The sequence below is a fragment of the Rahnella rivi genome, from assembly GCF_019049655.1.
Lineage (GTDB): Bacteria > Pseudomonadota > Gammaproteobacteria > Enterobacterales > Enterobacteriaceae > Rahnella > Rahnella rivi.
Map to the genome: position 1 here is coordinate 1 of NZ_JAFMOX010000041.1, position 23,298 is coordinate 23,298.

21 protein-coding genes are annotated in these 23,298 nt (G+C 53.6%); 3 read left to right on the plus strand and 18 right to left on the minus strand.

Going from position 1 to position 23,298, the window contains the following annotated elements:
• Positions 1-183: 183 nt before the first annotated feature.
• Genes hemG through pepQ form a run of 4 tightly spaced genes read right to left on the minus strand, consistent with a single transcriptional unit; the run spans position 184 to position 4,176 of the window.
• On the minus strand, positions 184-723 hold the full coding sequence (hemG, locus tag J1779_RS01845; protein WP_056772043.1) for a menaquinone-dependent protoporphyrinogen IX dehydrogenase: 540 nt from the start codon (positions 721-723) through the stop codon (positions 184-186).
• 21 nt (positions 724-744) lie between these two features.
• A complete protein-coding gene (gene trkH / locus J1779_RS01850) occupies positions 745-2,196 on the minus strand; it encodes a Trk system potassium transporter TrkH (protein WP_056772045.1) in 1,452 nt (483 codons plus the stop codon).
• A 37-nt stretch (positions 2,197-2,233) separates the two neighbouring features.
• Positions 2,234-2,845: an IMPACT family protein gene (locus J1779_RS01855; RefSeq protein WP_122096563.1), complete on the minus strand. Its 612-nt coding sequence runs from the start codon at positions 2,843-2,845 to the stop codon at positions 2,234-2,236.
• Positions 2,845-4,176, minus strand: a complete 1,332-nt coding sequence (gene pepQ, locus J1779_RS01860) for a Xaa-Pro dipeptidase (protein WP_217202707.1) — start codon at positions 4,174-4,176, stop codon at positions 2,845-2,847. Before pepQ ends, J1779_RS01855 begins: the two co-directional genes overlap by 1 nt.
• Before the next feature lie 189 nt (positions 4,177-4,365).
• Here pepQ and fadB point away from each other — a divergent pair, with 189 nt between their 5' ends.
• Together fadB and fadA are read left to right on the plus strand one after the other, a co-directional pair.
• On the plus strand, positions 4,366-6,558 hold the full coding sequence (fadB, locus tag J1779_RS01865) for a fatty acid oxidation complex subunit alpha FadB (protein WP_217202708.1): 2,193 nt from the start codon (positions 4,366-4,368) through the stop codon (positions 6,556-6,558).
• A gap of 11 nt (positions 6,559-6,569) precedes the next feature.
• Positions 6,570-7,733, plus strand: a complete 1,164-nt coding sequence (gene fadA / locus J1779_RS01870; protein ID WP_056772057.1) for an acetyl-CoA C-acyltransferase FadA — start codon at positions 6,570-6,572, stop codon at positions 7,731-7,733.
• 126 nt (positions 7,734-7,859) lie between these two features.
• Here the strand turns inward: fadA and fre are convergent, their stop codons facing one another.
• The 3 genes from fre to pepE form a co-directional block, all read right to left on the minus strand.
• Positions 7,860-8,561, minus strand: a complete 702-nt coding sequence (fre, locus tag J1779_RS01875; protein ID WP_217202709.1) for an NAD(P)H-flavin reductase — start codon at positions 8,559-8,561, stop codon at positions 7,860-7,862.
• Between the two features lie 48 nt (positions 8,562-8,609).
• Positions 8,610-10,100 (minus strand): 4-hydroxy-3-polyprenylbenzoate decarboxylase, encoded by a 1,491-nt coding sequence (gene ubiD, locus J1779_RS01880; protein WP_056772062.1) that lies wholly within the window; start codon positions 10,098-10,100, stop codon positions 8,610-8,612.
• Positions 10,101-10,267: 167 nt separating this feature from the next.
• A complete protein-coding gene (gene pepE, locus J1779_RS01885; protein ID WP_217202710.1) occupies positions 10,268-10,993 on the minus strand; it encodes a dipeptidase PepE in 726 nt (241 codons plus the stop codon).
• 174 nt (positions 10,994-11,167) lie between these two features.
• Between pepE and rfaH the strand changes: the two genes are divergently transcribed.
• Positions 11,168-11,656, plus strand: a complete 489-nt coding sequence (gene rfaH / locus J1779_RS01890) for a transcription/translation regulatory transformer protein RfaH (RefSeq protein WP_122096578.1) — start codon at positions 11,168-11,170, stop codon at positions 11,654-11,656.
• Between the two features lie 66 nt (positions 11,657-11,722).
• Here rfaH and tatD read toward each other — a convergent pair whose 3' ends face one another.
• From tatD to katE, 11 genes are all read right to left on the minus strand, one after another.
• Complete coding sequence (gene tatD / locus J1779_RS01895) at positions 11,723-12,511, minus strand: 3'-5' ssDNA/RNA exonuclease TatD (RefSeq protein ID WP_217202711.1); 789 nt, start codon at positions 12,509-12,511, stop codon at positions 11,723-11,725.
• 68 nt (positions 12,512-12,579) lie between these two features.
• Complete coding sequence (gene tatC, locus J1779_RS01900; protein WP_056772070.1) at positions 12,580-13,347, minus strand: Sec-independent protein translocase subunit TatC; 768 nt, start codon at positions 13,345-13,347, stop codon at positions 12,580-12,582.
• Positions 13,348-13,349: 2 nt separating this feature from the next.
• Entirely contained in the window at positions 13,350-14,012 is a 663-nt protein-coding gene (tatB, locus tag J1779_RS01905; RefSeq protein WP_136374944.1) for a Sec-independent protein translocase protein TatB, read from the minus strand.
• Between the two features lie 3 nt (positions 14,013-14,015).
• Complete coding sequence (gene tatA / locus J1779_RS01910; RefSeq protein ID WP_056772075.1) at positions 14,016-14,285, minus strand: twin-arginine translocase TatA/TatE family subunit; 270 nt, start codon at positions 14,283-14,285, stop codon at positions 14,016-14,018.
• 72 nt (positions 14,286-14,357) lie between these two features.
• The gene (ubiB, locus tag J1779_RS01915; RefSeq protein ID WP_056772077.1) at positions 14,358-15,989 is read right to left on the minus strand and encodes a ubiquinone biosynthesis regulatory protein kinase UbiB; all 1,632 of its coding nucleotides are present in this window, start codon (positions 15,987-15,989) and stop codon (positions 14,358-14,360) included.
• Positions 15,986-16,594 (minus strand): ubiquinone biosynthesis protein UbiJ, encoded by a 609-nt coding sequence (gene ubiJ, locus J1779_RS01920; protein WP_056772390.1) that lies wholly within the window; start codon positions 16,592-16,594, stop codon positions 15,986-15,988. The genes ubiB and ubiJ overlap by 4 nt, the downstream gene beginning before the upstream one ends.
• 13 nt (positions 16,595-16,607) lie before the next feature.
• Positions 16,608-17,363, minus strand: a complete 756-nt coding sequence (gene ubiE / locus J1779_RS01925; RefSeq protein WP_056772081.1) for a bifunctional demethylmenaquinone methyltransferase/2-methoxy-6-polyprenyl-1,4-benzoquinol methylase UbiE — start codon at positions 17,361-17,363, stop codon at positions 16,608-16,610.
• A 153-nt stretch (positions 17,364-17,516) separates the two neighbouring features.
• Positions 17,517-19,037, minus strand: coding sequence for a DNA recombination protein RmuC (gene rmuC / locus J1779_RS01930; RefSeq protein WP_122096556.1), 1,521 nt, complete (start codon positions 19,035-19,037; stop codon positions 17,517-17,519).
• Positions 19,038-19,194: 157 nt separating this feature from the next.
• Positions 19,195-19,743: a DedA family protein gene (locus J1779_RS01935; protein WP_371414319.1), complete on the minus strand. Its 549-nt coding sequence runs from the start codon at positions 19,741-19,743 to the stop codon at positions 19,195-19,197.
• A gap of 136 nt (positions 19,744-19,879) precedes the next feature.
• Positions 19,880-20,641: a uridine phosphorylase gene (udp, locus tag J1779_RS01940; protein WP_056772087.1), complete on the minus strand. Its 762-nt coding sequence runs from the start codon at positions 20,639-20,641 to the stop codon at positions 19,880-19,882.
• A 256-nt stretch (positions 20,642-20,897) separates the two neighbouring features.
• Positions 20,898-23,180 carry a catalase HPII gene (gene katE / locus J1779_RS01945; RefSeq protein ID WP_238485028.1) on the minus strand — a complete coding sequence of 761 codons (2,283 nt, stop codon included), beginning with the start codon at positions 23,178-23,180 and terminating at the stop codon, positions 20,898-20,900.
• Between the last annotated feature and the right edge of the window lie 118 nt (positions 23,181-23,298).

The following is a 23,298-nucleotide window of genomic DNA, read 5'->3' on the forward strand; positions in this document are numbered from 1 at the left end:
GAAGAGTCAAGAGATTATTCATTCGAACTTTCATCTTTTTCTCTTCCTGTCCGAGCGACTTCTCAGTCGTTGTTCCCGGTCAGTGGAGGCGCATTATAGGGAGTTCTCAGAAGGCCGCAACCCCTAATTTCAAAAAAATTTCTGAGTGCTTTTTTTTTGGTCTAAACGTTGATAAAGACCGCATTACAGCGATTTTTTATACGATATTTGCCCAAAATCCTCAGCGAATTTGGCAACCTGCTGCCAGTCGGTGTACTCCACTTCTTTACGGGTATCCGTTTCCCCACCGGTCATACGCATAATAAGTTGGATCATGACCTTATCGAACCAGCGATATCGTGGATAACGTAATGCTCCGGCGAAAACGCCACAAATTGCCGGTTCCCACGGAGAGGCCAGCAGAAACTTACGCACATAGGCATTGGTTTGCGGGCTGCGCTTCTCAGGCTTACGGGCGGTGAGATTCACGCCAAAGAATGCAGACGGCATTTGATTCAAGGTGTCGGCATGTTTTTTAACGAATTTATCCAGCACCGGATTGAAGTGGCCGTAACGTATAGAAGCGCCAATCATCACCTGGTCGTAGCTTTTCAAATCCACATGCTCAGCGTGTGCCAGATCGATGACATCACAGTTGCACTTCTCTTTAAGCACACTGGCTATATAAGAAGAGATGGCATGGGTCTGCCCGTCACGACTTGAGTAAAGTATCAACGCTTTCATTCTTGTTTCCCTTTCATAAACTTATTCGCGCCAGAACGTCGGCGTGAACAGGACTAATAGTGTGAAGACCTCGAGACGGCCAAACAACATGGTGACGATCAGGATCCATTTCGCCACAGAGTTCATGGATGCAAAATTATCGGCGACAACGCCCAGACCCGGCCCCAGGTTATTGAGCGTGGCCGTGACCGCAGCAAACGCCGAGAAGTTATCGACCCCCGTCGCGACAATCGCCAGCATGCTGACTATAAATACCAGCGCGTAAGCGGAAAAGAATCCCCACACGGCTTCGATGATGCGTTCAGGCAGCGCACGGTTACCCAGCTTGATGGTGTAAACCGCATTGGGGTGGACCAACCTTTTCAGCTCGCGCGTCCCCTGTAAGTAAAGCAGCAGGATACGGATAACCTTCAGACCGCCACCGGTTGAACCAGCACAACCTCCGATAAACGCAGAGCACAATAATAGAAGAGGCAAAAACAGCGGCCATTTCGAAATACTGTCGGTGGTGTACCCCGCAGTGGTTGCCATGGAAACCACCTGGAAGAAGGCCTGATTAATGGTTTCCAGACCTGAGCCGTAAACATTGTGGATCCACAGAACCAGCGTACAGATGACCACCAGCGTAAATTGCACCCCGATGAACATCCGGAATTCCGGGTCACGCCAGTACACTTTGAGATTACGTCCGCTGAGTACCGCAAAATGCAGGCCGTAGTTACAACCGGATATCAGCAGGAACACAGCGATAATGCTGTTGATGGTGCCGCTGTGAAAATATCCAATACTGGCGTCATGGGTTGAAAAGCCGCCGATAGCGATCGTCGAGAAGCTATGCCCGATAGCATCAAACGCGGACATCCCCGCGCCCCACAGCGATAATGCACAGGCAATAGTCAGAAGTACGTAAATCAGCCAAAGGGTTTTCGCCGTTTCCGCAATACGTGGCCGCATCTTGTTATCTTTCAGCGGTCCCGGCATTTCAGCACGGTACAGCTGCATCCCGCCGACGCCCAATATCGGCAGAATCGCCACCGCGAGCACAATGATCCCCATACCGCCAAACCATTGCAGCATCTGTCGGTAGAACAAAATGGCTTTAGGTAATGAGTCCAGCCCCACCAGCGTCGTCGCGCCCGTCGTTGTCAGGCCAGAGAAGGATTCAAAGAAAGCGTCGGTCAGCGACAGATTCGGCCGCTCGGAAAACAGAAAGGGCAATGCCCCGACGCTGCCCAGCACCGTCCAGAACAGCACCACGATCAGGAAACCCTCGCGCGGCTTCAGCTCACTTTTCTGCTTTCGGTTGGGAAGCCAGAGGAATAAACCAATCGTCAGGGCGACAAAAAACGTCTGGCTGAACGCACGTCCTGCGCCGTCGCGGTAAATCAGGGCGACCAGGCCGGGAATAATCATCGTTCCGGAGAACAGGATGACGAGCACCCCGACGATGCGTGTTATGGCACGAAAATGCATGCTGGTGCGTTCCTCAGCGAATTAACCATAGAAAAAATTATGAAACCGGACGCAGGATGAGCGTGCCACGGCTGATATCGAATAAGTGACTGACGGTTGCTGTTGCCTCTGCAGCAGGCAGCGCCAGAACGAGATCGACAGCAGCGCCATACTCACTGCGTAAGATATGTCCGCCGACTTGCGAAAGCAGCGTTTCCACCAGCTGTAACTGGCTGTAATCACACTGCACCGCGTATTCTGCCAGCGGAACTTTTTGTTGCACGGTAAGTTGTTTTAAAGCTTGCTGAACGCCGCCACCATAGGCTTTCACCAGCCCGCCGGTGCCCAGCATAATACCGCCATAATAGCGCACGACGACGGCGGTGATCTCCCCGACACCGCTTCCCATCAGTTGGCTGAGGATCGGTTTACCCGCTGTACCTGCAGGTTCGCCGTCATCAGAAAATCCCAGTTGCTGAGAATCATCCGGCGCGCCAGCCACAAACGCCCAGCAATGATGACGCGCTGCCGGATGCTGATGGCGGATATCCTGAATAAACGCTTTGGCCGCTTCAACGCCTTCTGTTCGTGCCAGTAGGGTAATGAAGCGGCTTTTCTTTATTTCCTCGCTGAAACTGACTGACTCAGCGGGAACCCGATACGGCTGCATCAGGCCAGCTTCAGGTCACGGGTCATGTTTTCGATGCGATTATCGTGGATAACAATGTTGTCCTCGATACGGATCCCGCCAAAAGGCTTCAGCGCTTCAATGCGATCCCAGGCGAAGTGCTTACTGAATTGCCCCTCGCGCAACGGTGCCAGCAGCGAATCGATGAAATACAGACCCGGTTCAATGGTCAGCACCATACCCGGCTCAATCACGCGGGTACAACGCAGGAAAGGATATTGCGAAGGGGCGGCCTGATGGGTGCCCTTATCATCCTGCATGAAACCGGCAACGTCATGCACCTGTAAACCCAGCGGATGCCCAAGACCATGTGGCAGGAAAGGCCCGGTCAGGTTCTGTTCCACCATGGCATCTTCGCTGATATCAACCACCAGCTTGTGCGCTTTCAGCAATTTGGCGATACGGTGATGCATCTGAACATGATAGTCGGTGTAGCGCACACCGGCCTTGATCGTGTCAATTAAAGCCAGCTCCTCAGTATTGAGGTCTTTCACCAGTGCGGCGAAATCGCTGTCCGGCTTCCCGGCGTAGGTACGGGTCAGATCAGCAGCGTAACCGTTGTATTCCGCACCGGCATCCAGCAGGAAGCTGCGCATGTCGGCAGGCGGCTGGTTATCAAGCGTGGTGTAGTGAAGTACCGACGCATGTTCATTGAGCGCAACAATATTGTCGTACGGCACATCGGTATCACGGTGGCCGGTGGCGGTGAGATACGCCAGGTTGATGTCGAACTCACTCATGCCGGAAAGGAACGCTTCTTTCGCCGCACGATGACCGCTGACCGCCACTTTCTGCGCTTCACGCATACAGGCCAGTTCATAGCCGGTTTTATACGAGCGATGATAATGCAGGAAATCCAGCACCGCTTTCGAGTTCACGTTGGCAGCAGGCACGCCCAGGCTGATAGCGCGATCCTGGCTCGAACCGATGTAACCCACGCGCTTAAGATCCACCGGCAACTGGCCTTTGATCTCGTCGGCATTGGCCAGCGGCGTAATCGCGATTTCTTTGGTCCAGAATGACTCCGGCAGCGGCTCGTGGCTGTGCCAGTAGTCAACCGGCGAATAGAACCACAACTTAGGCGCATTCACGCCATCCACCCATAACCAGCAATTTGGCACTTTGGTGACCGGCACCCAGGCTTTGAATTGCGGGTTCACTTTGAACGGATAACTGTGATCATCAAGGAAGGTCGTTATCAGTTCACCGGAGTGAATCAGTAACGCATCAAGCTGAGAACGTTGCAGAATTTCGCGGGCACGCGACTGCAACGTGGCGATATGTTCTTTATAAAGCGTAGAAAGCGATTCCATCCAACTGTCCTTATTTCACCGGAAAGACGATGCAGCATCTTACCACAGCCTTACGGCTGCCATAGTCCCGGAAGGTTTGTGATCTTGCCTGCAAATAAAACACATCTCATTTGCAAATTATTAACATAATAACCACACTCGAAAGCATCTGGTCATACCAGATCATCACAGATGATTCAGGAGAGACACATGCTTTACCAAGGCGAAACATTACACCTGCACTGGCTCGACGACGGGATCGCCGAGCTGGTCTTCGATGCTCCGGGCTCCGTAAATAAGCTCGATACCCAAACGGTTGCCAGCCTGGGCGAGGCGATCGCAGTGCTCGAGAAGCAGTCGGACCTGAAAGGTTTACTGCTGAGTTCTGCAAAACCGGCATTTATTGTCGGGGCAGATATCACTGAATTTTTATCCCTGTTCAACGCGCCCGCGGAGAAACTGCATGAGTGGCTGAATTTCGCCAACAGCATTTTTAACCGGCTGGAAGATTTACCGGTACCCACACTTTCCGCCATCAGCGGATATGCCCTGGGCGGCGGCTGTGAATGCGTGCTGGCGACGGATTTTCGTATCAGTACTGCGGATGCGCGCATTGGCCTGCCGGAAACCAGCTTAGGGATCATGCCGGGTTTTGGCGGTTCCGTGCGTCTGCCGCGCCTGATTGGCACTGACAGCGCACTGGAAATTATCGCCGCCGGTAAAAATATCAGCGGGAAAGAAGCCCTGAAAATCGGGCTGGTGGATGCGGTGGTCGACGCCGACACACTGCGCGACGCCGGGATCACCATGCTGAAAAATGCCGTGGCCGGCAAACTGGAATGGCAAAGCCGTCGCGAACCCAAACGTCTGCCGCTGAAACTCAGCCAGATTGAAGCGACGATGAGTTTCAGCGTCGCCAAAAGCATGGTCATGCAGAACGCGGGGAAACATTACCCTGCGCCGATGACCGCGGTGAAAACCATTGAAGCCGCCGCACGTCTGGGCCGTGACGATGCGCTGAAACTGGAAACAGCCAGTTTCGTTCCCCTCGCGCAATCTAAAGAAGCCCGCGCGCTGGTCAGCATTTTCCTCAACGATCAGTTCGTCAAAGCGAAAGCCAAAAAACTGGCGCAAGGCAGCGAAAAACCAAAGCAGGCTGCGGTGCTGGGGGCGGGCATTATGGGTGGCGGGATTGCGTATCAGTCTGCCCTGAAAGGCGTACCGGTTGTGATGAAAGACATCAGCGACCAGTCCCTGACGCTCGGCATGAACGAAGCGGCCAAGTTGCTGAATAAACAGCTGGAGCGCGGCAAACTCGACGGTCTGAAAATGGCCAACGTGCTGTCGACCATTCATCCGACGCTGGATTACAGCGGAATCGAACGCGCCAGCGTCGTGGTCGAAGCCGTCGTGGAGAATCCGAAAGTGAAAGCTGCGGTGCTGGCGGAAGCGGAATCGCTGCTCGACGCCGATACCGTGCTGGCTTCCAACACCTCAACCATTCCGATCGACCAGCTGGCTTCTTCACTGAAACGCCCGGAAAACTTCTGCGGCATGCACTTCTTCAATCCGGTGCATCGTATGCCGCTGGTTGAAATTGTGCGTGGCGCGAAAACCTCAGACAAAACCCTTTCACGCATTGTCTCTTACGCGCTGGCAATGGGTAAAACGCCGATCGTGGTGAACGACTGCCCGGGCTTCTTCGTTAACCGCGTGCTGTTCCCGTATTTCTCCGGTTTCAGTTTACTGCTGCGTGACGGGGCAGATTTCCGCCAGATCGACAAAGTGATGGAAAAACAGTTCGGCTGGCCGATGGGCCCGGCATATCTGCTGGACGTCGTGGGCATCGACACCGCGCATCACGCGCAGGCCGTTATGGCCGCCGGATTCCCGCAGCGTATGGCGCGAAACTACCGTGACGCCATCGACGTGCTGTTCGATAACCGCCGTTTCGGCCAGAAAAATCAGCTGGGCTTCTACCGCTACAGTGAAGACAGCAAAGGCAAGCCGCGTAAAGACGTCGACGAACAGGCTGTCAGCCTGCTGGCCGATAATCTGAAACCGGCACATGCAGAATTCTCACCGCAGGACATCATTGCCCGCATGATGATCCCGATGATTAACGAAGTGGTGCGCTGCTTCGAAGAAGGCATTATTGCCAGCCCGGCCGAAGCCGATATGGCGCTGGTATACGGCATCGGTTTCCCTCCGTTCCACGGCGGCCCGTTCCGTTATCTGGACACGCTTGGCACGGCTGAGTATCTGAAAATGACCGAACATTACGCGCACCTGGGGCCAATGTATCAGGCACCGGACGGGCTTCGCGCCAAAGCGCAAACCAATGAAAGTTACTACCCGGTTGCGGCTGCGCTGGAAAACATCAGCACCGGCAATCAGGCATAAGGACCGAAATCATGGAAAACGTAGTCATTGTTGACGCAGTCCGCACGCCGATGGGCCGTTCAAAGGGCGGCGCATTTCGCCACGTCAGGGCTGAAGATCTCTCCGCGCATCTGATGCGCGCCGTGCTGGCCCGAAATCCGGCGCTGAACGCCAAAGATATTGATGATATTTACTGGGGCTGCGTGCAGCAGACGCTGGAACAGGGCTTCAACATCGCCCGCAATGCGGCGCTGCTGGCGGAAATTCCACACAGCGTCCCGGCGACCACGGTTAACCGTCTGTGCGGTTCTTCCATGCAGGCACTGCACGACGCCGCGCGCGCCATTATGGTCGGCGACGCACAGGTCAGCCTGATTGGCGGTGTGGAACATATGGGTCACGTGCCGATGAATCACGGCGTGGATTTCCATCCGGGTCTGAGCAAAACCGTGGCGAAAGCGGCGGGAATGATGGGGCTGACCGCTGAAATGCTGGCGAAAATGCACCAGATCAGCCGTGAAATGCAGGATGAGTTTGCAGCACGTTCGCATCATCGCGCCCACGCGGCCACGCTCGCCGGACACTTTGCGAATGAAATCGTCCCGACCGAAGGCCATAACGCAGAAGGCGTGCTGACCCGTTATGATTTTGACGAGGTGATCCGCCCGGAAACTACCGTCGCTACGCTGGCGGCGCTGCGTCCGGCGTTTGACCCGGTCAACGGCACCGTCACTGCGGGCACATCCTCTGCCCTCTCCGACGGCGCATCGGCGATGCTGCTGATGAGTGAATCGCATGCCAAATCTCTGGGCCTGAAAGCCCGCGCGCGAATTCGTGCGATGGCGGTGGTCGGCTGCGATCCGTCGATTATGGGTTACGGCCCGGTCCCGGCGACGCGCCTGGCACTGAAACGCGCCGGACTGAGCGTGCAGGATATCGGCCTGTTCGAACTGAACGAAGCCTTCGCGGCACAAGCCTTACCCTGCGTGAAAGATTTGGGGCTGCTGGAAACCATGGAAGAGCGCGTCAACCTGAACGGCGGCGCGATTGCACTCGGTCATCCGCTTGGCTGCTCCGGTTCACGTATCTCAACGACGCTGCTGAACCTGATGGAACGCCGCGACGTACAGTTTGGCGTTGCGACCATGTGCATCGGCTTGGGTCAGGGCATCGCGACTGTTTTCGAACGCGTCTGAGTTTTACTCTTTTCTGCATAAACAAAAAGCGGACAGATTGTCCGCTTTTATGAATCTTATCTGCCCGTTTTAGTTGCCGTTTTCCCGCCTGTCAGGGGCGGGCTTTTTCACGACGGTGGCGTCACATCAAATGAAAGAGAACGCATCACCAAACAGTCGATCTTCCAGCGCGCCGCGCTCTGCGACAAAGCGCTCGCGGGCGATTTTTGCCATCTCAAAACGGCCTGCGATATAAATATCGTGCTCCGCCAGCGAGGTGAAATCCTGCAACACCGCGCTCAGAACGGTACCGCTTCTGCCCTGCCAGCCGTCTTCAGGCTGTTCCACCACCGGGATCACTTTCAGATTCGGGTGATGAATGCTCAGTGCTTCCAGCTCGCCCAAATCGTACAGATGCTTCAGCTCGCGCCCGCCCCAGTAAATGGAAATATCGCGATGAGGCTGTTGCTCAAGCGCGGTGACCAGAATGGAACGCACATAAGAAAAACCGGTGCCGCCCGCAATCAACACCAGCGGACGCTGGCCTTCTTCGCGCAGCCAGGCATCGCCGTGAGGAATATCCACGGTAATCGCCTGTTCTTTCAGAATGCGATCCATCACCGCCATCGCGTACAGATTCAGTTCGGAGGCGCCGATGTGCAACTCAATCACGTTGTGTTCAGCAGGCGTGGAGGCCAGAGAGAACGGACGCTTATCGCGCTCGTCCATCACGACCATCAGATACTGACCCGCGCGGAAAGAAAAAGGCGCTTCCGGCAACAACCGGACCCGATACACCGTATCGGTAATCGCCTCAACGGAGGTCACTTTACAGCTCAAAGTTGTCATGCGTTCCCTCTGTGGGTCATCAAAGCAAAGCGTGGGACAAAGAGTCGATTATTTTTTCGCATCGTCTTTATCATTAAAAATAGCGAGCTCATCCCAGATGGCATCGATACGGGCGGTGACGGCAGGATCCTTCACTATCGGACGCCCCCACTCACGCTGTGTTTCACCCGGCCATTTGTTGGTCGCATCCATCCCCATTTTCGAACCGAGGCCCGATACAGGCGAGGCAAAATCGAGATAATCGATCGGCGTATTTTCGACCAAAACCGTATCCCGTGCGGGATCCATTCTGGTGGTAATCGCCCAAATCACGTCGTTCCAGTCACGGGCATTCACATCGTCATCGCACACAATCACAAACTTGGTGTACATGAACTGACGCAGGAATGACCAGACACCCATCATCACGCGCTTTGCATGACCAGGGTACTGTTTCTTCATGGTAACGACAGCCATACGGTAGGAGCAACCCTCCGGCGGCAGATAAAAATCAACAATTTCCGGGAATTGTTTCTTCAGAATCGGCACAAAGACTTCATTCAGCGCCACGCCCAGCACCGCGGGCTCATCCGGCGGACGGCCGGTATAGGTCGAATGATAGATGGGATCTTTCCGCTGCGTCATATGCGTGATCGTGAAGACCGGGAAGCTGTCTACTTCATTATAGTAGCCGGTATGGTCACCATACGGGCCTTCCGGCGCCATCTCGCCCGGCTCGATATACCCTTCGAGCACGATTTCCGCACTGGCAGGGACTTCGAGATCGTTGGAAATACACTTCACCACTTCGGTTTTATTACCGCGCAGCAAACCGGCGAACGCGTATTCAGACAACGAATCCGGCACCGGCGTCACCGCGCCCAGAATGGTGGCGGGATCTGCACCCAATGCCACAGAAACCGGGAAACGCTGGCCGGGATTCTTCTGGCACCACTCCTGGAAATCAAGCGCACCGCCGCGATGGGATAACCAGCGCATGATGACTTTGTTTTTCCCGAGAACCTGCTGGCGATAAATGCCCAGATTCTGACGGGGTTTTTCCGGCCCACGGGTGACAGTCAGGCCCCAGGTGATCAACGGTGCGGCATCTTCCGGCCAGCACTGCATCACCGGAATGCGGGTGATATCCACCTCGTCGCCTTCCCAAATCTCCTGCTGACAAGGTGCGGAATGCAGCACTTTCGTCGGCATGTTCAGCACCTGCTTAAACTTCGGCGCCTTATCGTATAAATCACGCAAACCGCGTGGCGGCTCAGGCTCTTTCAGAAACGCCAGCAACTCACCGACTTCACGTAACGCACTGACATCCTCTTTGCCCATGCCCATCGCCACACGCTCAGGTGTGCCGAATAAATTACACAGCACCGGCATGTCGTACCCTTTTGGATTTTCAAACAACAACGCCGGGCCGCCCGCACGCAAAGTACGGTCAGCAATTTCGGTCATTTCCAGGTAGGGATCGACAGACTGAGTAATGCGTTTCAGTTGGCCTCTCTTTTCGAGTAACGAGAGGAAGTCACGTAAATCACGGTATTTCATGCTGATTCTGAGTCGCCGGGTTGAAGGAGAGCATTATAGAGCCTCTCCGGAGTTGTTGCTGCCTTTTTGTTATCAGCAGGTAAACGCCGATAATGAAAAACCAGTGTAACCGCCAGAAACCAACGCTGTTGGTCTGACGGTGCGCAAATCGTCTGCCGATGATCCAATCACAAACAGGTAAAGGGTACCCATGCGCTCAACGCCTGGGTGTCATGATATTCCTGAATCTCATGACTATGCCGGAACACTTTGAAGCCCTGATTTCTGGCGCTGAAATAACTCAGCTCATTGCCGGATACCTGCAACAAACTGCCTTCACGCAGCGCAATGACCGCCTCAGACGGATTCACCGCGCAAAATTCGGCAATGCGCTCGTCACGGGTTTCACCCATGTGGCCACTCAGGTGTGCATCGATGTAATGCGGATTGATTTGTACCGGGAACAGACCAAGAGAGGGCAGCACCACTGAATTGCGGACTGGCATATCATTGGTGGTACGAATACTTGGCGTTGCCACGTTACAACCCGCGCTCCAGCCGATATATGGCACATTGCGTTCACGCACAGCGCGCTGAACAGGGACGATCAGTCCCTTCTCATGCAGCATCTGGTTGAGCATCCAGGTATTGCCGCCGCTGACCAAAATACATTGCGCACTGGCAATAGCGTGTGCCGGATTATCTGCGTGATGAATGCTGGTGACATCAATGCCCAGCACATCCGCCAGCGCACCGGCGCGCTCATCATAATCGCTGCGGATCAGTGCGTAGGGGATCAGTACGGCGGAGGTGATCCCGCGGGATTTCAGCACCGCCTGGATACGATCTTTTGCATAGCCCAGTAATTCAGATTCACCGGAAAGCTTACCGTTGCTCAGTAAGAACAGCTCCATGACGCTTCTCCTGACTGTAATAAGAGGAAGATAAAGGGATAAGTGTGCACTTTTCTTCGATAATAAAAGATAACAGACCGACAATCAGCAAACGTCTGCACAGAATCTCACTGCCTGTATCTCAGGGGCAGCTTTTGTTATGCTGCCGGAATCAACGTTTTAATGTGGGAAACTATGGAATCCTGGTACTTACTCTATTGCAAACGCGGCCAGTTGCTCCGCGCCAAAGAACATCTTGAGCGCCAGCAAGTAAACTGCCTGACGCCCATGATCACCCTGGAAAAGATGGTGCGCGGACGCCGCACGCCCGTCAGCGAACCTATGTTCCCGAACTACATGTTCATCGAGTTTGACCCTGAACGGATCCACACGACGACGATCAGCGCAACGCGTGGTGTCAGCCATTTCATCCGCTTCGGGCCAAAACTGGCGACCGTGCAACCTCAGGTGATCAAACAACTGATGGAACCGCCGACGATTGACATTCGCGATCCTGAAACGCCGTATGAAGGCGATATCGTTTTGATCACTGAAGGGATTTTCGAGGGCATCGAAGCCATTTATACCGAGCCTGACGGCGAAGCCCGTTCGCTGCTGATGCTGAATCTGATTAATCAGCCTGTCCGCCAGAGCATAGACAATACGCATTTCCAGAAACTCTGAGCGCATTTTCTCTGTCTGTGCCCTGCAAAAAAGCACCGTTAAACGGTGCTTTTTTATGTGAAACATTCAGCGCGCTGGCAGGGCAAACATTTTGCGCGCGTTATCATCGGTGATATCCGCCAGCCACTGCGGGTCTTCCCCGCGCCACTGCGCGACCTGATGAACAATGTGCGGTAAGAACGCCGGTTCATTGCGTCGGTTCTTCGGTTTGTTTTCCATATCTCTTGGCAATAAATAGGGCGCATCGGTTTCCAGCATTAAGCGCTCAGCCGGGATCAGCGGCAGCATTTCACGCAACTCCAGCCCGCGCCGCTCATCGCAGACCCACCCCGTAATTCCTATCGACAGGCCGAGAGACAAATACAGTTCAAGTTCATGCCGCGTACCGGTAAAGCAGTGAACGACACCGCCCGGTAAATCCGCAAGCCAGGGCTTGAGTAATGCTGCGAAACGTTCCCCGGCATCACGACAATGTAAAAACACCGGTAACTGCAATTCTGATGCCAGCGCAAGCTGTGCGGTAAACGCTGATTCCTGCTGCAAGGCAGGAGAAAAATTGCGATTGAAATCCAGTCCGCATTCACCGACCGCCACAACATTCGCTAATCCGGCCAGCTCACGGATGTCAGCTTCCACCTGCGCATTCCATTCACTGGCCTGATGTGGATGCACACCCGCCGTAGACCAGCAGAAGTCAGGGTATTCAGCCGCCATGTTCTGCGCCTCACCACTTTCCTGCGCAGACGTACCTGTGATCAACATACCGCTCAGACCGGCGGCTCGTGCTCTTTCCACCACCTGCGGGCGATCTTTATCAAACTGATTACTGGTGAGGTTTATGCCAATTTCAAACATACATTGTCCTGAAACAGAAACCGCCCTGCTGGGCGGTTTCTGTTTTATAACGAAATAATCAAAGAGACTTACTCAGCCTGATCCGGATCGTTCTCTTTATCGACATCAGCGCGACGACGTCCGCCTACGTAGAAACGGGCAAAGAACACGCCGATTTCAAACAGCAGATACATCGGGATAGCCAGCAGCGTCTGAGAGAAGACATCCGGCGGCGTTAACAACATCCCGACCACAAACGCCCCGACCAGCACATACGGACGTTTCTTTTTCAGGTCTTCCGGTGTCGTCACACCACTCCAGCACAGTAAAACGATGGCAATCGGCACTTCAAATGAGACGCCAAACGCCATGAACAACGCCATCACGAAATCGAGATAGTTGTTGATGTCAGTCGCAATCTGCACGCCAGCCGGTGCGGTTTTCGCAAAAAAAGCAAACGCCAGCGGAAACACCACGAAGTAAGCAAAAGCCACGCCGAGGTAAAATAATGCAGAACTGGAGAACAATAACGGCATCATCAGACGGCGTTCATGCTTGTACAGCGCGGGAGCCACGAATGCCCACACCTGATACAAAATGAACGGCGCGGAAACAAATACCGAGACAATCATGGTCAGCTTGATTGGCGTAAAGAACGGTGATGCTACGTCAGTAGCAATCATGCTCGCACCCAAAGGCATTTGCTCAATCAACGGTGAAGCCACCAGCTGATAGATGTCATTGGCAAAATAAACCAGACATAAAAACACCACTAAAATACAGACAATGGCGTTCAGTAGACGCTTACGCAGCTCAATCAGATGGCTGATAAGCGGTTGAGTATCTTCAACAGCCATGTTTAGCGCTCGCCTGTCGGTTTAGTGAGTGAAACCGGTGTTTCCGGCGCAGAAGGTTCAGCCACCGGTGCGTCAACGGCAACCGGTTTGGTCACGGGCGCAGAGGCAACGGAAGGGTCAGCGACAGGCGATTGTGCCGCCGCTGCCTGCACTTCAGCCTGTGCTGCCGCAGCATGGGCCGTCTTATTTGAAGCCAGAGCCGCATCCACCGCACTCAGTGGCGCAGCAGCCGGTGCAGAGGCCACGTTGTCAGCCGTGGCCGGCGAAATACCGGCATCATGGTGGGCTTCGGCATCATCGATCACAGGATTGTGGATGGTGTTACCTTCCGCTTTCGCTTCTTCCATCGCTTTATCGGCAGGATTGAGCCCTGAATTGATAGATTGCTTCATGGATTCAGCCGCTTCTTTCAGCTCATCCATGGAGGCTTTGATTTCCGGCGTGAGATTCTTCAGACCCGCCTCTTCGGCTTTCTTCAGGCTATCCTGCAATTCCTGAAGTTTCAGCTCCTGCGACAGCTCGCTTTGTACTGACGCGGCCATCGCCCGAAGCGTGCGGATCCAGCCTGCTACTGTTCTGACTGCTACAGGTAAACGCTCCGGCCCGAGAACAACCAGGCCAATCACCAATACCAGCAGCAGTTCACTAAATCCAATATCGAACACGGTTTATACCTGCTCTTTGTTTTGGCTCTTGGTGTCTTCTGCTTTAGCGTCCGGCTTGCCCTCGATAGACCTGGCAGCGAAATCAGCATCAGTTGGCGTAATGTCAGCGTCTTTATTTGCTTTTGACTGGCTATCATCTTCACTCATGGCTTTTTTGAAGCCTTTGATGGAAGCCCCCAGATCAGCACCCAGACCACGCAGTTTCTTAGTACCGAACAGCAGTACCACAATCACAACGAGAATCAGGATCTTAGTAATACTAATACCACCCATTATTTTCACCTCAAATAGGAAGGAACGACATTCATTGCCGTCCGCAAACGGCATTCAATTTTAAAACATGTTTTAGCTGGCGCGTCGCCAGCCAATCAGCCAGGAAACCGCGCCCGCGGTCATCAGGCAAGCCGGATAAATCTCGACGTTGCCTAAAAGCAAAAGGGTGCCGCTTAATAACAACGTCGCCCCTATCCCCAAAAGATAACGAGACTGACCCTGACGGGAGTTCTGGTTGTGCATTTGGGAGGAAAGCTTTTCGATGTTGTACTGCAACAGCTTGTGCTGTTGCAGGCTCTGATAAACCAGATCGGGTAATTCAGGCAGTTTCTCAACCCAGAATGGCGCGCGCTCTTTCAGTGCGCGGATCATTGCCGGCAGACCTACCTGATCACGTACCCAGCTTTCCAGGAAAGGTTTCGCCGTTGTCCACAAATCCAGCTGCGGATAAAGCTGACGCCCCAGACCTTCTACATACAACAGTGTTTTTTGCAGCAACACCAGTTGAGGCTGGACTTCCATATTAAAGCGGCGCGCGGTATTAAACAGATTTAACAACACGTTACCGAAGGAAATCTCTGCAAGCGGCTTTTCAAAAATCGGCTCGCATACTGTCCGGATAGCAAATTCAAAGTCTTCAACATTGGTATCGCGCGGAACCCAACCGGAATCAACATGCAGTTCAGCCACTTTGCGATAATCGCGATTGAAGAAAGCGATGAAATTTTCAGCCAGATAGCGCTTATCTTCTTTGTTCAACGAACCAACTATGCCGCAATCGATACCTATGTAGCAAGGATCTTCAGGCGTTTCGTAGCTGACGAAAATGTTACCGGGATGCATGTCAGCATGGAAGAAACTGTCGCGAAAAACCTGGGTAAAGAAGACCTGAACACCACGCTCCGCCAGTAATTTCATGTTGGTGCCCTGTTTTTTCAGCGCCTCAACATCCGAAACAGGAATTCCGTAGATGCGTTCCATCACCATCAGACGCTCGCTGCAGTAGTCCGGATACACTTCCGGCACATACAGCATCGGGCTGCCTTCAAAATTACGACGCAGCTGAATGGCATTGGCCGCTTCACGCAGCAGGTTCAGCTCATCAAGCAACGTTTTTTCATATTCGCGAACCACTTCACGCGGACGCAAACGGCGACCATCCGGCAGCAGAAGCGGCACCCAACCGGCAAGGCGCGACATCAGACGGATATCTGCTTTGATGGTCGGTAAAATATCCGGGCGGATCACCTTCAGAACGACAGGTTTGCCATTCTCTTTGAGCACCGCGGTATGCACCTGAGCAATCGAGGCGGAAGCCAGCGGCGTCTGGTCAAATTCATCGAACCAGTTTTCCAGCGGGCCGCCCAACGCGGTATCAATCTGCTTACGTGCCAGCGCGCCATCAAAAGGAGGAACGTGATCCTGAAGCAGAGCAAGCTGGTCGGCAATATGAGGCGGGAAAAGATCGCGACGTGTAGACATCATCTGGCCGAACTTGATCCAAACCGGACCTAATTCTTCCAGCGCAAGACGCATACGCTCACCCAGCGGCTTTTCTTTATGACGATTTGGTAACCAGAAAAACAGATAACGGCCCATGCGCAGCGGCAACGTCAAACGGATTTTAGGGATGAGTTCGTCAAGGCCGTAGATGAGAAACATGCGGATAATCAGATATAAACGTCGCATTTCCCTTGGCGTCACGGTTTGCCCTCCAGTTTTTCGATACGTTTCTCCAGTGTATCCAGCTCGCCTGCCAATGCGGAGACTTCATCACTAAACCACACCACTTCCAGCGGACCGGGAGCCATTTTCCACTCTTCAGTCAGCGTCTGCGCGACGTAGTTTTGCTGATGTTTAAGCCCTTTTTGCAGGAAACGGAAACCGCCCTGCACCGCCTGGCTAACGCCCTGAGCAGCAATATCACCGATATAAGGTGCCAGGAATTCCGCTGGTTCCCACTCGGCCATATCCAGCAACGCAACCAGTTGCTGCACCACAGAAATATCGCCTTCAACCACCAGCTCACCACTGCGCATGAGTGGCGATAACTGCTGGCGATCGCGCAGCTTATGCAACACGGAGAGTGTTGAGGTGACGGTGCAATCTGCCACGCCATCCCATTGCCCGAGGACATCAATTTTTTGCTCACTGAAGACAAACGTCAGCGGGGTACTCAGTTCCTGCAATTCAACACGCAGAACTTTACCTGCCAGACGCGTGCGCGCCGCCTTCATGCTGCGGTCTCTGAAAAGCAGGTAATTAAGCGGCGTCTCGATAGCGGCAGTCAGTAGCGGCGTTAACAACATCGGCATACTCATATCAGAATTTGAAACCCCGGTGCAGCGCCACAATGCCCCCGGTGAGATTGTGATAAATCACATTCTCAAAACCGGCGTCGCCCATCATGCCCTTCAGCGTTTCCTGATCGGGGTGCATGCGGATAGATTCAGCGAGATAACGATAGCTTTCGGCATCTTGTGCAACCAGTTCGCCAATGCGCGGCAAAATGTGGAAGGAATAGGTGTCATAGGCTTTGCTCAGCGGTTTCAGCTGAGGTTTGGAGAATTCCAGCACCAGTAAACGGCCACCCGGCTTAAGCACGCGGAACATCGAACGCAACGCTTTCTCTTTTTCGGTCACGTTACGCAAACCGAAAGAAATGGTGATGCAATCGAAGTAATTATCAGGGAAAGGCAGGGCTTCGGCGTTAGCCTGAACGTAGCTGACGTTACCCACAATGCCGAGGTTACGCAGTTTTTCGCGTCCCATTTTCAGCATGGAATCATTGATATCCGCCAGAACAACTTCGCCCGTCTCGCCGACCAGTCGGGAGAACTTCGCGGTCAGATCACCGGTACCGCCTGCCAGATCCAGTACGCGCTGACCACGGCGGACACCGCTGCAATCAATGGTGAAGCGTTTCCAGATACGATGAATACCGAAAGACATCAGGTCATTCATCAGGTCATATTTTGCCGCAACGGAATGGAAGACATCTGCCACCATTCCCTGCTTGTCATCTTTAGCTACCGTGCGAAAACCGAAATGCGTAGTTTCCTGCGTCTGCTTTTCCATTTTATTTGCCTGCTTTTTCAGTCGAACTCTTGGGGAGAAGTGTATCAGAACCCGTTAGAAAGCCCCATCACCGATGCTGATTCAACATATTGCAAAGATTCATCATTTGAATCATAAAATCGGTCAAAACGAGTGCCCGGTGCCTAAGCATGATCACTCATGCGGGTTCAACGTCTGTTCTTCTTGCGCATCAGAAGTCTCGGGCAGAGATGCGGTATCCTCAGGCTCGTTTTCCGCTCTGGCTATCTCAGCCAGAGAGGGGCTGATTGGCCGTTTAACTTCAACGCCCAGTGCGCGAAAACTTTCCACCTGCCCGATGAGATTACCACGCCCTTGCGAGAGTTTATTCATCGCAGAGCGATAACTGCCCTGCGCTTTGTCCAGACTTTGCCCCATCGATTCCATATCGTCGACGAAAAGGCGCAGTTTGTCATACAGGCGCGCCGCGCGATCGGCGATACGTTTTGCGTTCTGGCTTTGATGCTCGTAGCGCCACAAATTGCTGATGGTACGTAATGCCACCAGCAGCGTCGTCGGGCTGACAAGCATAATGTTGTGCCGGAGTGCTTCGCTGATCAATTCGGGCTCCCGGTCGATGGCCAGCAGAAACGCTGGCTCGACGGGGATAAACATCAGGACATAATCGAGGCTGCGCAAGCCGGGAAGCTGCTGATAATCTTTGCGCCCCAGCAAACGGATATGCCCGCGAACCGACGCGATATGCTCGTTAAGCGCCACTTCCCGTTCGCCATCATCTTCACTGTTGAAGTAACGCTCATAAGCCACCAGCGTCATTTTGGCGTCAATCACGACGTCTTTGTTCTGCGGCAAACGCACCACAACGTCAGGTTGCATCCGGCTGTTACTGTCTACCTGCACGCTGACCTGCGTCTGATACTCATGCCCCTCACGCAACCCGGAGGCTTCAAGCACACGGCTGAGTACCACTTCGCCCCAGTTGCCCTGGGTTTTGTTATCACCTTTCAGCGCTTTGGTCAGATTGACGGCTTCACGCGCCATCTCAACATTCAGCTGCTGCAGATTACGGATTTCGTGCGCCAGCGTATGCCGTTCCCGCGCTTCCTGACCAAAGCTGTCCTGCACCTGACGGCGGAAACCATCCAGCTGCTCGCGCAACGGCAGCAAAAGTTTATCGAGGCTCTGTTTGTTCTGTTCATCAGCGCGGCGGCCGTTCTGCTCGAAGATGCGGTTCGCGAGATTTTCGAACTGGCTGCTCAGACGCTGCTCGCTGTTGATCAGCAGGCGCTGTTTATCTTCGGCGGCCATGCGGGTTTCATCCAGACGGGTGGAAACCTCGCGCAACTCGGCTTCCTGCGCGCTGTTGATTTCACGCTGCGCACGCAGCTCCTGATTCAATTGCTCGCACTCGTTTTGCCAGTGCGCCAGCAACTGCAATTTTTCCTGACTGGCCGCCTGCAGGCTATGAAGCTTGCGCAGTTCCAGTTCTGCTTCCCGGATTTGCTGCAATGAGAACTGCCGGTCACTTTTGACCGTTTCGTTTTCTGCTCTCACCTGTTCCAGCGATTGCTCCAGAAGACGGCGCTGAGTCTCGAACTCAGTTTGCTGTTGTTGCTGACGTAAACTGGCCACCAGCCAGCCCACAACTAAGCCGATTAACCCCGCGCCCAGGGCAGTCAGAATGCTGATATCCACACGTTTTCCCTCTTCAAATCACCTGCGGTCACGGTAATAGCAGGCTGTATGGATGTCCAGTCTATTTTCTGTTGCATCGCGCCTTTGCGGGATGCCTTCCAGAATGGAATTTCTCTGCATTTCCCCCCTTGCGACGGCCAAAGGCAGAGCGCAGGATTTACAACCAGCGGCTCAGCCATTGGATACCAAACGCACCCGGCGCAAGAATGCCGAAGGCCCAGATCAACGCCGAGCTGACGTTGGCAATCTGGAAATACTTTTGTGGCATACCACAAATCCCGGCGACCAGTGGAACCACGGCGCGAAGCGGGCCAAAGAAACGGCCGATGAATGCACCCGGCATGCCCCATTTATCAAAAAAGGCATGGCCGCGAACTAACATTTGCGGATGGCGTGAGAATGGCCAGAAATTGCCAACGCGATCCTGATAATGGGAACCGACCCAGTAGGAGAGCCAGTCGCCGAAGAACGCCCCGGCTGCCGCTGCCGCCCAAATGGGCCAGAAAGGAATACCGGTTTCGCCAATCAGTGCGCCGAGCCCGAGCAAAATGAAGGTTGCCGGAAGCAGCAATGACAGGAAAGCGAGCGACTCACCGAACGCCAGAAAGAAAACAATCGGCGCAGCCCATACCTGATGAGCGCGGATGAAAGTGGTGGTGTAATCAAGAATGTCGTTAACAGTCAAAAATGCAGTTCCTTTTTTCATGAAAGCGGAGGCGGAATGAAAGACAGTATTCCAGATTCACTATTAACATGACCTTAACAGATCATCGGCAATGGGCAAAAAAATGGGCCGCCAGAGGCAGCCCATCGGGGTGATATCTTGTTTGAGAACGGTAAAATCAGACCAGGCGGCGGGCGGCTTCTACCACGATCTTAACCGCGTGGCTTTCTGTCTTTTTCATGGTTTCTGCATCAGGAATTTCCTGCTGCGTACGGTTCACAATGACACCGGCAACCATACCTGCACGCAGGCCCTGGCTTGCACACATGGTCAGCAGGGTGGCAGATTCCATTTCATAGTTCATGACGCCCATTTCCTGCCACTCTTTCATCGATTCTTTAAAGCGACGAACCACGCGGCCAGAGTAAGTATCATAACGCTCCTGGCCTGGGTAGAAGGTGTCAGAAGAAGCGGTCACGCCGATGTGAGTTTGTGCACCCACAGATTCAGCCGCAGCAACCAGCGCAGTGGTACAGGCGAAATCGGCCACTGCCGGGAATTCCATCGGTGCAAAGTGCAGGCTCGCGCCATCAAGGCGAACGGCGGCGGTGGTGACCAGCACGTCGCCCACACTGATGTGTGGCTGGATGGCACCGGTAGTACCGACGCGCAGGAAGGTACGGATGCCGAGCTGTGCCAGCTCCTCAACCGCGATAGAGGTGGAAGGACCCCCGATACCGGTTGAGCAGACAATCACAGATTTGCCGTCAAGCTCAGCGCGCCATGAGGTAAATTCGCGGTGGGAAGCCAGGCGAACCGGGTTCTCCATCAGTTTGGCAATCTTCTCAACGCGCTCAGGGTCGCCGGGTACAATCGCCAGCGTCGCGCCGTTTAAATCTTTTTTGGCCAGGCCAAGATGGAAAACTTCAGGCTGAGACATAACAAACTCCTCTGTGTGTAAGGTCATAAATTGGCAGGAGGAACACCCGGCAACTGTACTGAACATTGTGACGTTATTTCGTGATGGCCGTCACTATGATGTAACAACAAGAATAACGCATACATTTAATTTGTGATGCCAGTCACAAATAACAGCGAAAAAGACGAATTTTTAAACGGTCTGTTTTCGTGGCAGGCATAAAAAAGCAGGCATTGCCTTATAACAAGGCTCTGCCTGCCGGGTGCGGGTTAACCTGTCAGGCAGGAACAGAATCTGCCGCAGCGCTGCGTGACCAGATCCGGTGTTTCGCTAAGTTTTTCACAAAGGCTTTCAGCAAGGCACCTTCCGCTTTTTCGCCTTCAATGATCCCCTCTTCCGCCACATCATCTTTAAGCCCCAGCAATGATTTGAAGCGTCGCGCATCACCGCTCAGGCCAATAACTTTCAGATGCTTATAGGCTTCAAGGACGTAATGCCGCGCATCCCCACTCATCAGCAATGCGTCGATATGCCCGTGCGGCACAATCACTGCGTCAACCGTGATCGACGGCGAACCGGCAAACGTTGCATCAATCGGCAATGTCGAACCATCATCGGCCGTGACCGTGCCTAAATGGCTGGCCAGCAGTTTAGGGTGAACGCCAACGGCCTGAAGCGCCTGCAAGGTTTCCAGCACATCCGCTGCATTGACACCGTCACCTAATAACAGCGCAACCTGACGCCCTTTAATCACGCCTTTGCCACTGGCATACAGGCTGAGAGAAGGATCGCTTTCCAGACCATTTACCGGTTTTGGCGGTTTGATTTTCAGCGTGTCCGGCGAAAGCGTAATGCCGACATTTTTCGCCACTTGTTGGGCCAGAGACTGATCGACGCGGGCCAGCAAATCAACAACACGTTCGCGGATGTAAGGCCGCACAACTTTGGATAACTCAAACGAGAAAGCGCCTGCGATGTGCTCCTGCTCCACCGGCGTCTGACTTAGCCAGAACAGGCGCGGCTGCGCATAAAACTCGGCAAACGATTCACTGCGCTGGCGGACTTTTTCCGCATCAATGCGTTCAGGATAGCTTTCAAACCCGCCGCCCGATGCTGCCGGTGGGGTTTCTCTCGGCCAGTTATTGTTAATGGAATTCGGCTCATAGTTCGCCGGATTGGTATCAACATCCTGGCGGTGCATGCCGTCACGCTGGAAATTGTGGTACGGACAGGTTGGCCGGTTAATCGGAATTTCGTGGAAATTTGGCCCGCCCAGACGGCTGATTTGCGTATCGGTATACGAAAAAAGCCGCCCCTGCAACAACGGATCATTAGTGAAATCAATGCCCGGTACGACGTGGCCGGGGTGGAAGGCGACCTGCTCGGTTTCGGCAAAGTAATTGTCCGGATTACGGTTTAGCACCATCTTGCCAATAAGCTGCACCGGCACCAGTTTTTCCGGGATCAGTTTGGTCGGGTCGAGCAAATCAAAATCATATTTGAATTCGTCTTCTTCCGGGATCAGCTGAACACCCAACTCATACTCAGGATAATCACCGGCTTCAATGGCTTCCCATAAGTCACGGCGATGGAAATCCGCATCTTTACCGGCCAGTTTTTGCGCTTCATCCCACAGCAACGACGCTTTACCTGCCAGTGGCTTCCAGTGGAAACGGACAAACGTGGATTTTCCCTTCGCATTCACAAAACGGAAAGTGTGGATCCCGAAGCCTTCCATCGTGCGATAGCTGCGCGGGATCCCCCGATCGGACATTGCCCAGAATACGTTATGCAGCGTTTCAGGTTGCAGCGAGACGTAATCCCAGAAGGAATCGTGCGCGCTGGCACCCTGCGGGATTTCGTTGTGGGGTTCAGGTTTCACCGCATGCACAAAGTCCGGGAACTTGTGGGCATCCTGAATGAAGAATACCGGCGTGTTATTGCCGACCAGATCGTAAATGCCTTCATCGGTATAAAACTTGGTGGCCCAGCCGCGAATATCGCGGACAGAATCCGCAGAGCCGCGTGATCCCTGCACGGTAGAAAAACGCACAAACACGGGGGTTTGTTTTTTCGGATCAGAGAGGAAACTGGCTTTGGTGACAGATTTCATACTGCGGTACGGCTGAAAATAGCCATGTGCCGCAGCGCCACGGGCATGAACGATACGTTCGGGAATGCGCTCGTGGTCAAAATGCGTGATTTTCTCGCGAAGAATAAAATCTTCCAGAAGCGTCGGACCACGGCTTCCGGCTTTCAGCGAGTTTTGATCATCAGAGATTTTCGTCCCCTGATTGGTGGTCAGCGGCTGCTTCTCACCATTTTTACGATGCCGCTCCAGCGCATCGAGTTTGGCATTGGTATTTTGCGGGCTTTTCGCGCTGCCGGAGGCCGTGGGCTCTTTGCCCGGTGGCGTCGGTTGTGGCGATGGCTGATAAGCACTGTCGGCAGGTGCCAGATCACCCAGGCCGGGTTTTGTGGATTTAATGCCCGTGGCGGGGGCGCGGCTTACCGGTTTTGACTCACTCTTTTTGGACACTTTTGAAGGTAATTTCGACATTGAACAAGACTCCAGCTAGACGTTTAAGGCGTTCTTTAGGTCTTCCGTGACATTTTTCCTCACTAACTTTTAACTATAGAACATCTCATCTGCCTTGCTGTTGCGGCTTTCCGGCTAT

Bases quoted from the DNA above. Each gene is read 5' to 3' on its own strand.
- ubiE (WP_056772081.1), bottom strand. From the start codon at position 17,363: ATGGAAAAGCAGACGCAGGAAACTACGCATTTCGGTTTTCGCACGGTA.
- tatA (WP_056772075.1), bottom strand. From the start codon at position 14,285: ATGGGTGGTATTAGTATTACTAAGATCCTGATTCTCGTTGTGATTGTG.
- tatD (WP_217202711.1), bottom strand. From the start codon at position 12,511: ATGTTTGAAATTGGCATAAACCTCACCAGTAATCAGTTTGATAAAGAT.
- ubiD (WP_056772062.1), bottom strand. From the start codon at position 10,100: ATGAAATACCGTGATTTACGTGACTTCCTCTCGTTACTCGAAAAGAGA.
- trkH (WP_056772045.1), bottom strand. From the start codon at position 2,196: ATGCATTTTCGTGCCATAACACGCATCGTCGGGGTGCTCGTCATCCTG.
- udp (WP_056772087.1), bottom strand. From the start codon at position 20,641: ATGTCTCAGCCTGAAGTTTTCCATCTTGGCCTGGCCAAAAAAGATTTA.
- fadB (WP_217202708.1), top strand. From the start codon at position 4,366: ATGCTTTACCAAGGCGAAACATTACACCTGCACTGGCTCGACGACGGG.
- pepE (WP_217202710.1), bottom strand. From the start codon at position 10,993: ATGGAGCTGTTCTTACTGAGCAACGGTAAGCTTTCCGGTGAATCTGAA.
- ubiJ (WP_056772390.1), bottom strand. From the start codon at position 16,594: ATGTTGTTAACGCCGCTACTGACTGCCGCTATCGAGACGCCGCTTAAT.
- J1779_RS01855 (WP_122096563.1), bottom strand. From the start codon at position 2,845: ATGCAGCCGTATCGGGTTCCCGCTGAGTCAGTCAGTTTCAGCGAGGAA.
- katE (WP_238485028.1), bottom strand. From the start codon at position 23,180: ATGTCGAAATTACCTTCAAAAGTGTCCAAAAAGAGTGAGTCAAAACCG.
- hemG (WP_056772043.1), bottom strand. From the start codon at position 723: ATGAAAGCGTTGATACTTTACTCAAGTCGTGACGGGCAGACCCATGCC.
- tatC (WP_056772070.1), bottom strand. From the start codon at position 13,347: ATGGCTGTTGAAGATACTCAACCGCTTATCAGCCATCTGATTGAGCTG.
- rfaH (WP_122096578.1), top strand. From the start codon at position 11,168: ATGGAATCCTGGTACTTACTCTATTGCAAACGCGGCCAGTTGCTCCGC.
- fre (WP_217202709.1), bottom strand. From the start codon at position 8,561: ATGACAACTTTGAGCTGTAAAGTGACCTCCGTTGAGGCGATTACCGAT.
- fadA (WP_056772057.1), top strand. From the start codon at position 6,570: ATGGAAAACGTAGTCATTGTTGACGCAGTCCGCACGCCGATGGGCCGT.
- J1779_RS01935 (WP_371414319.1), bottom strand. From the start codon at position 19,743: ATGAAAAAAGGAACTGCATTTTTGACTGTTAACGACATTCTTGATTAC.
- pepQ (WP_217202707.1), bottom strand. From the start codon at position 4,176: ATGGAATCGCTTTCTACGCTTTATAAAGAACATATCGCCACGTTGCAG.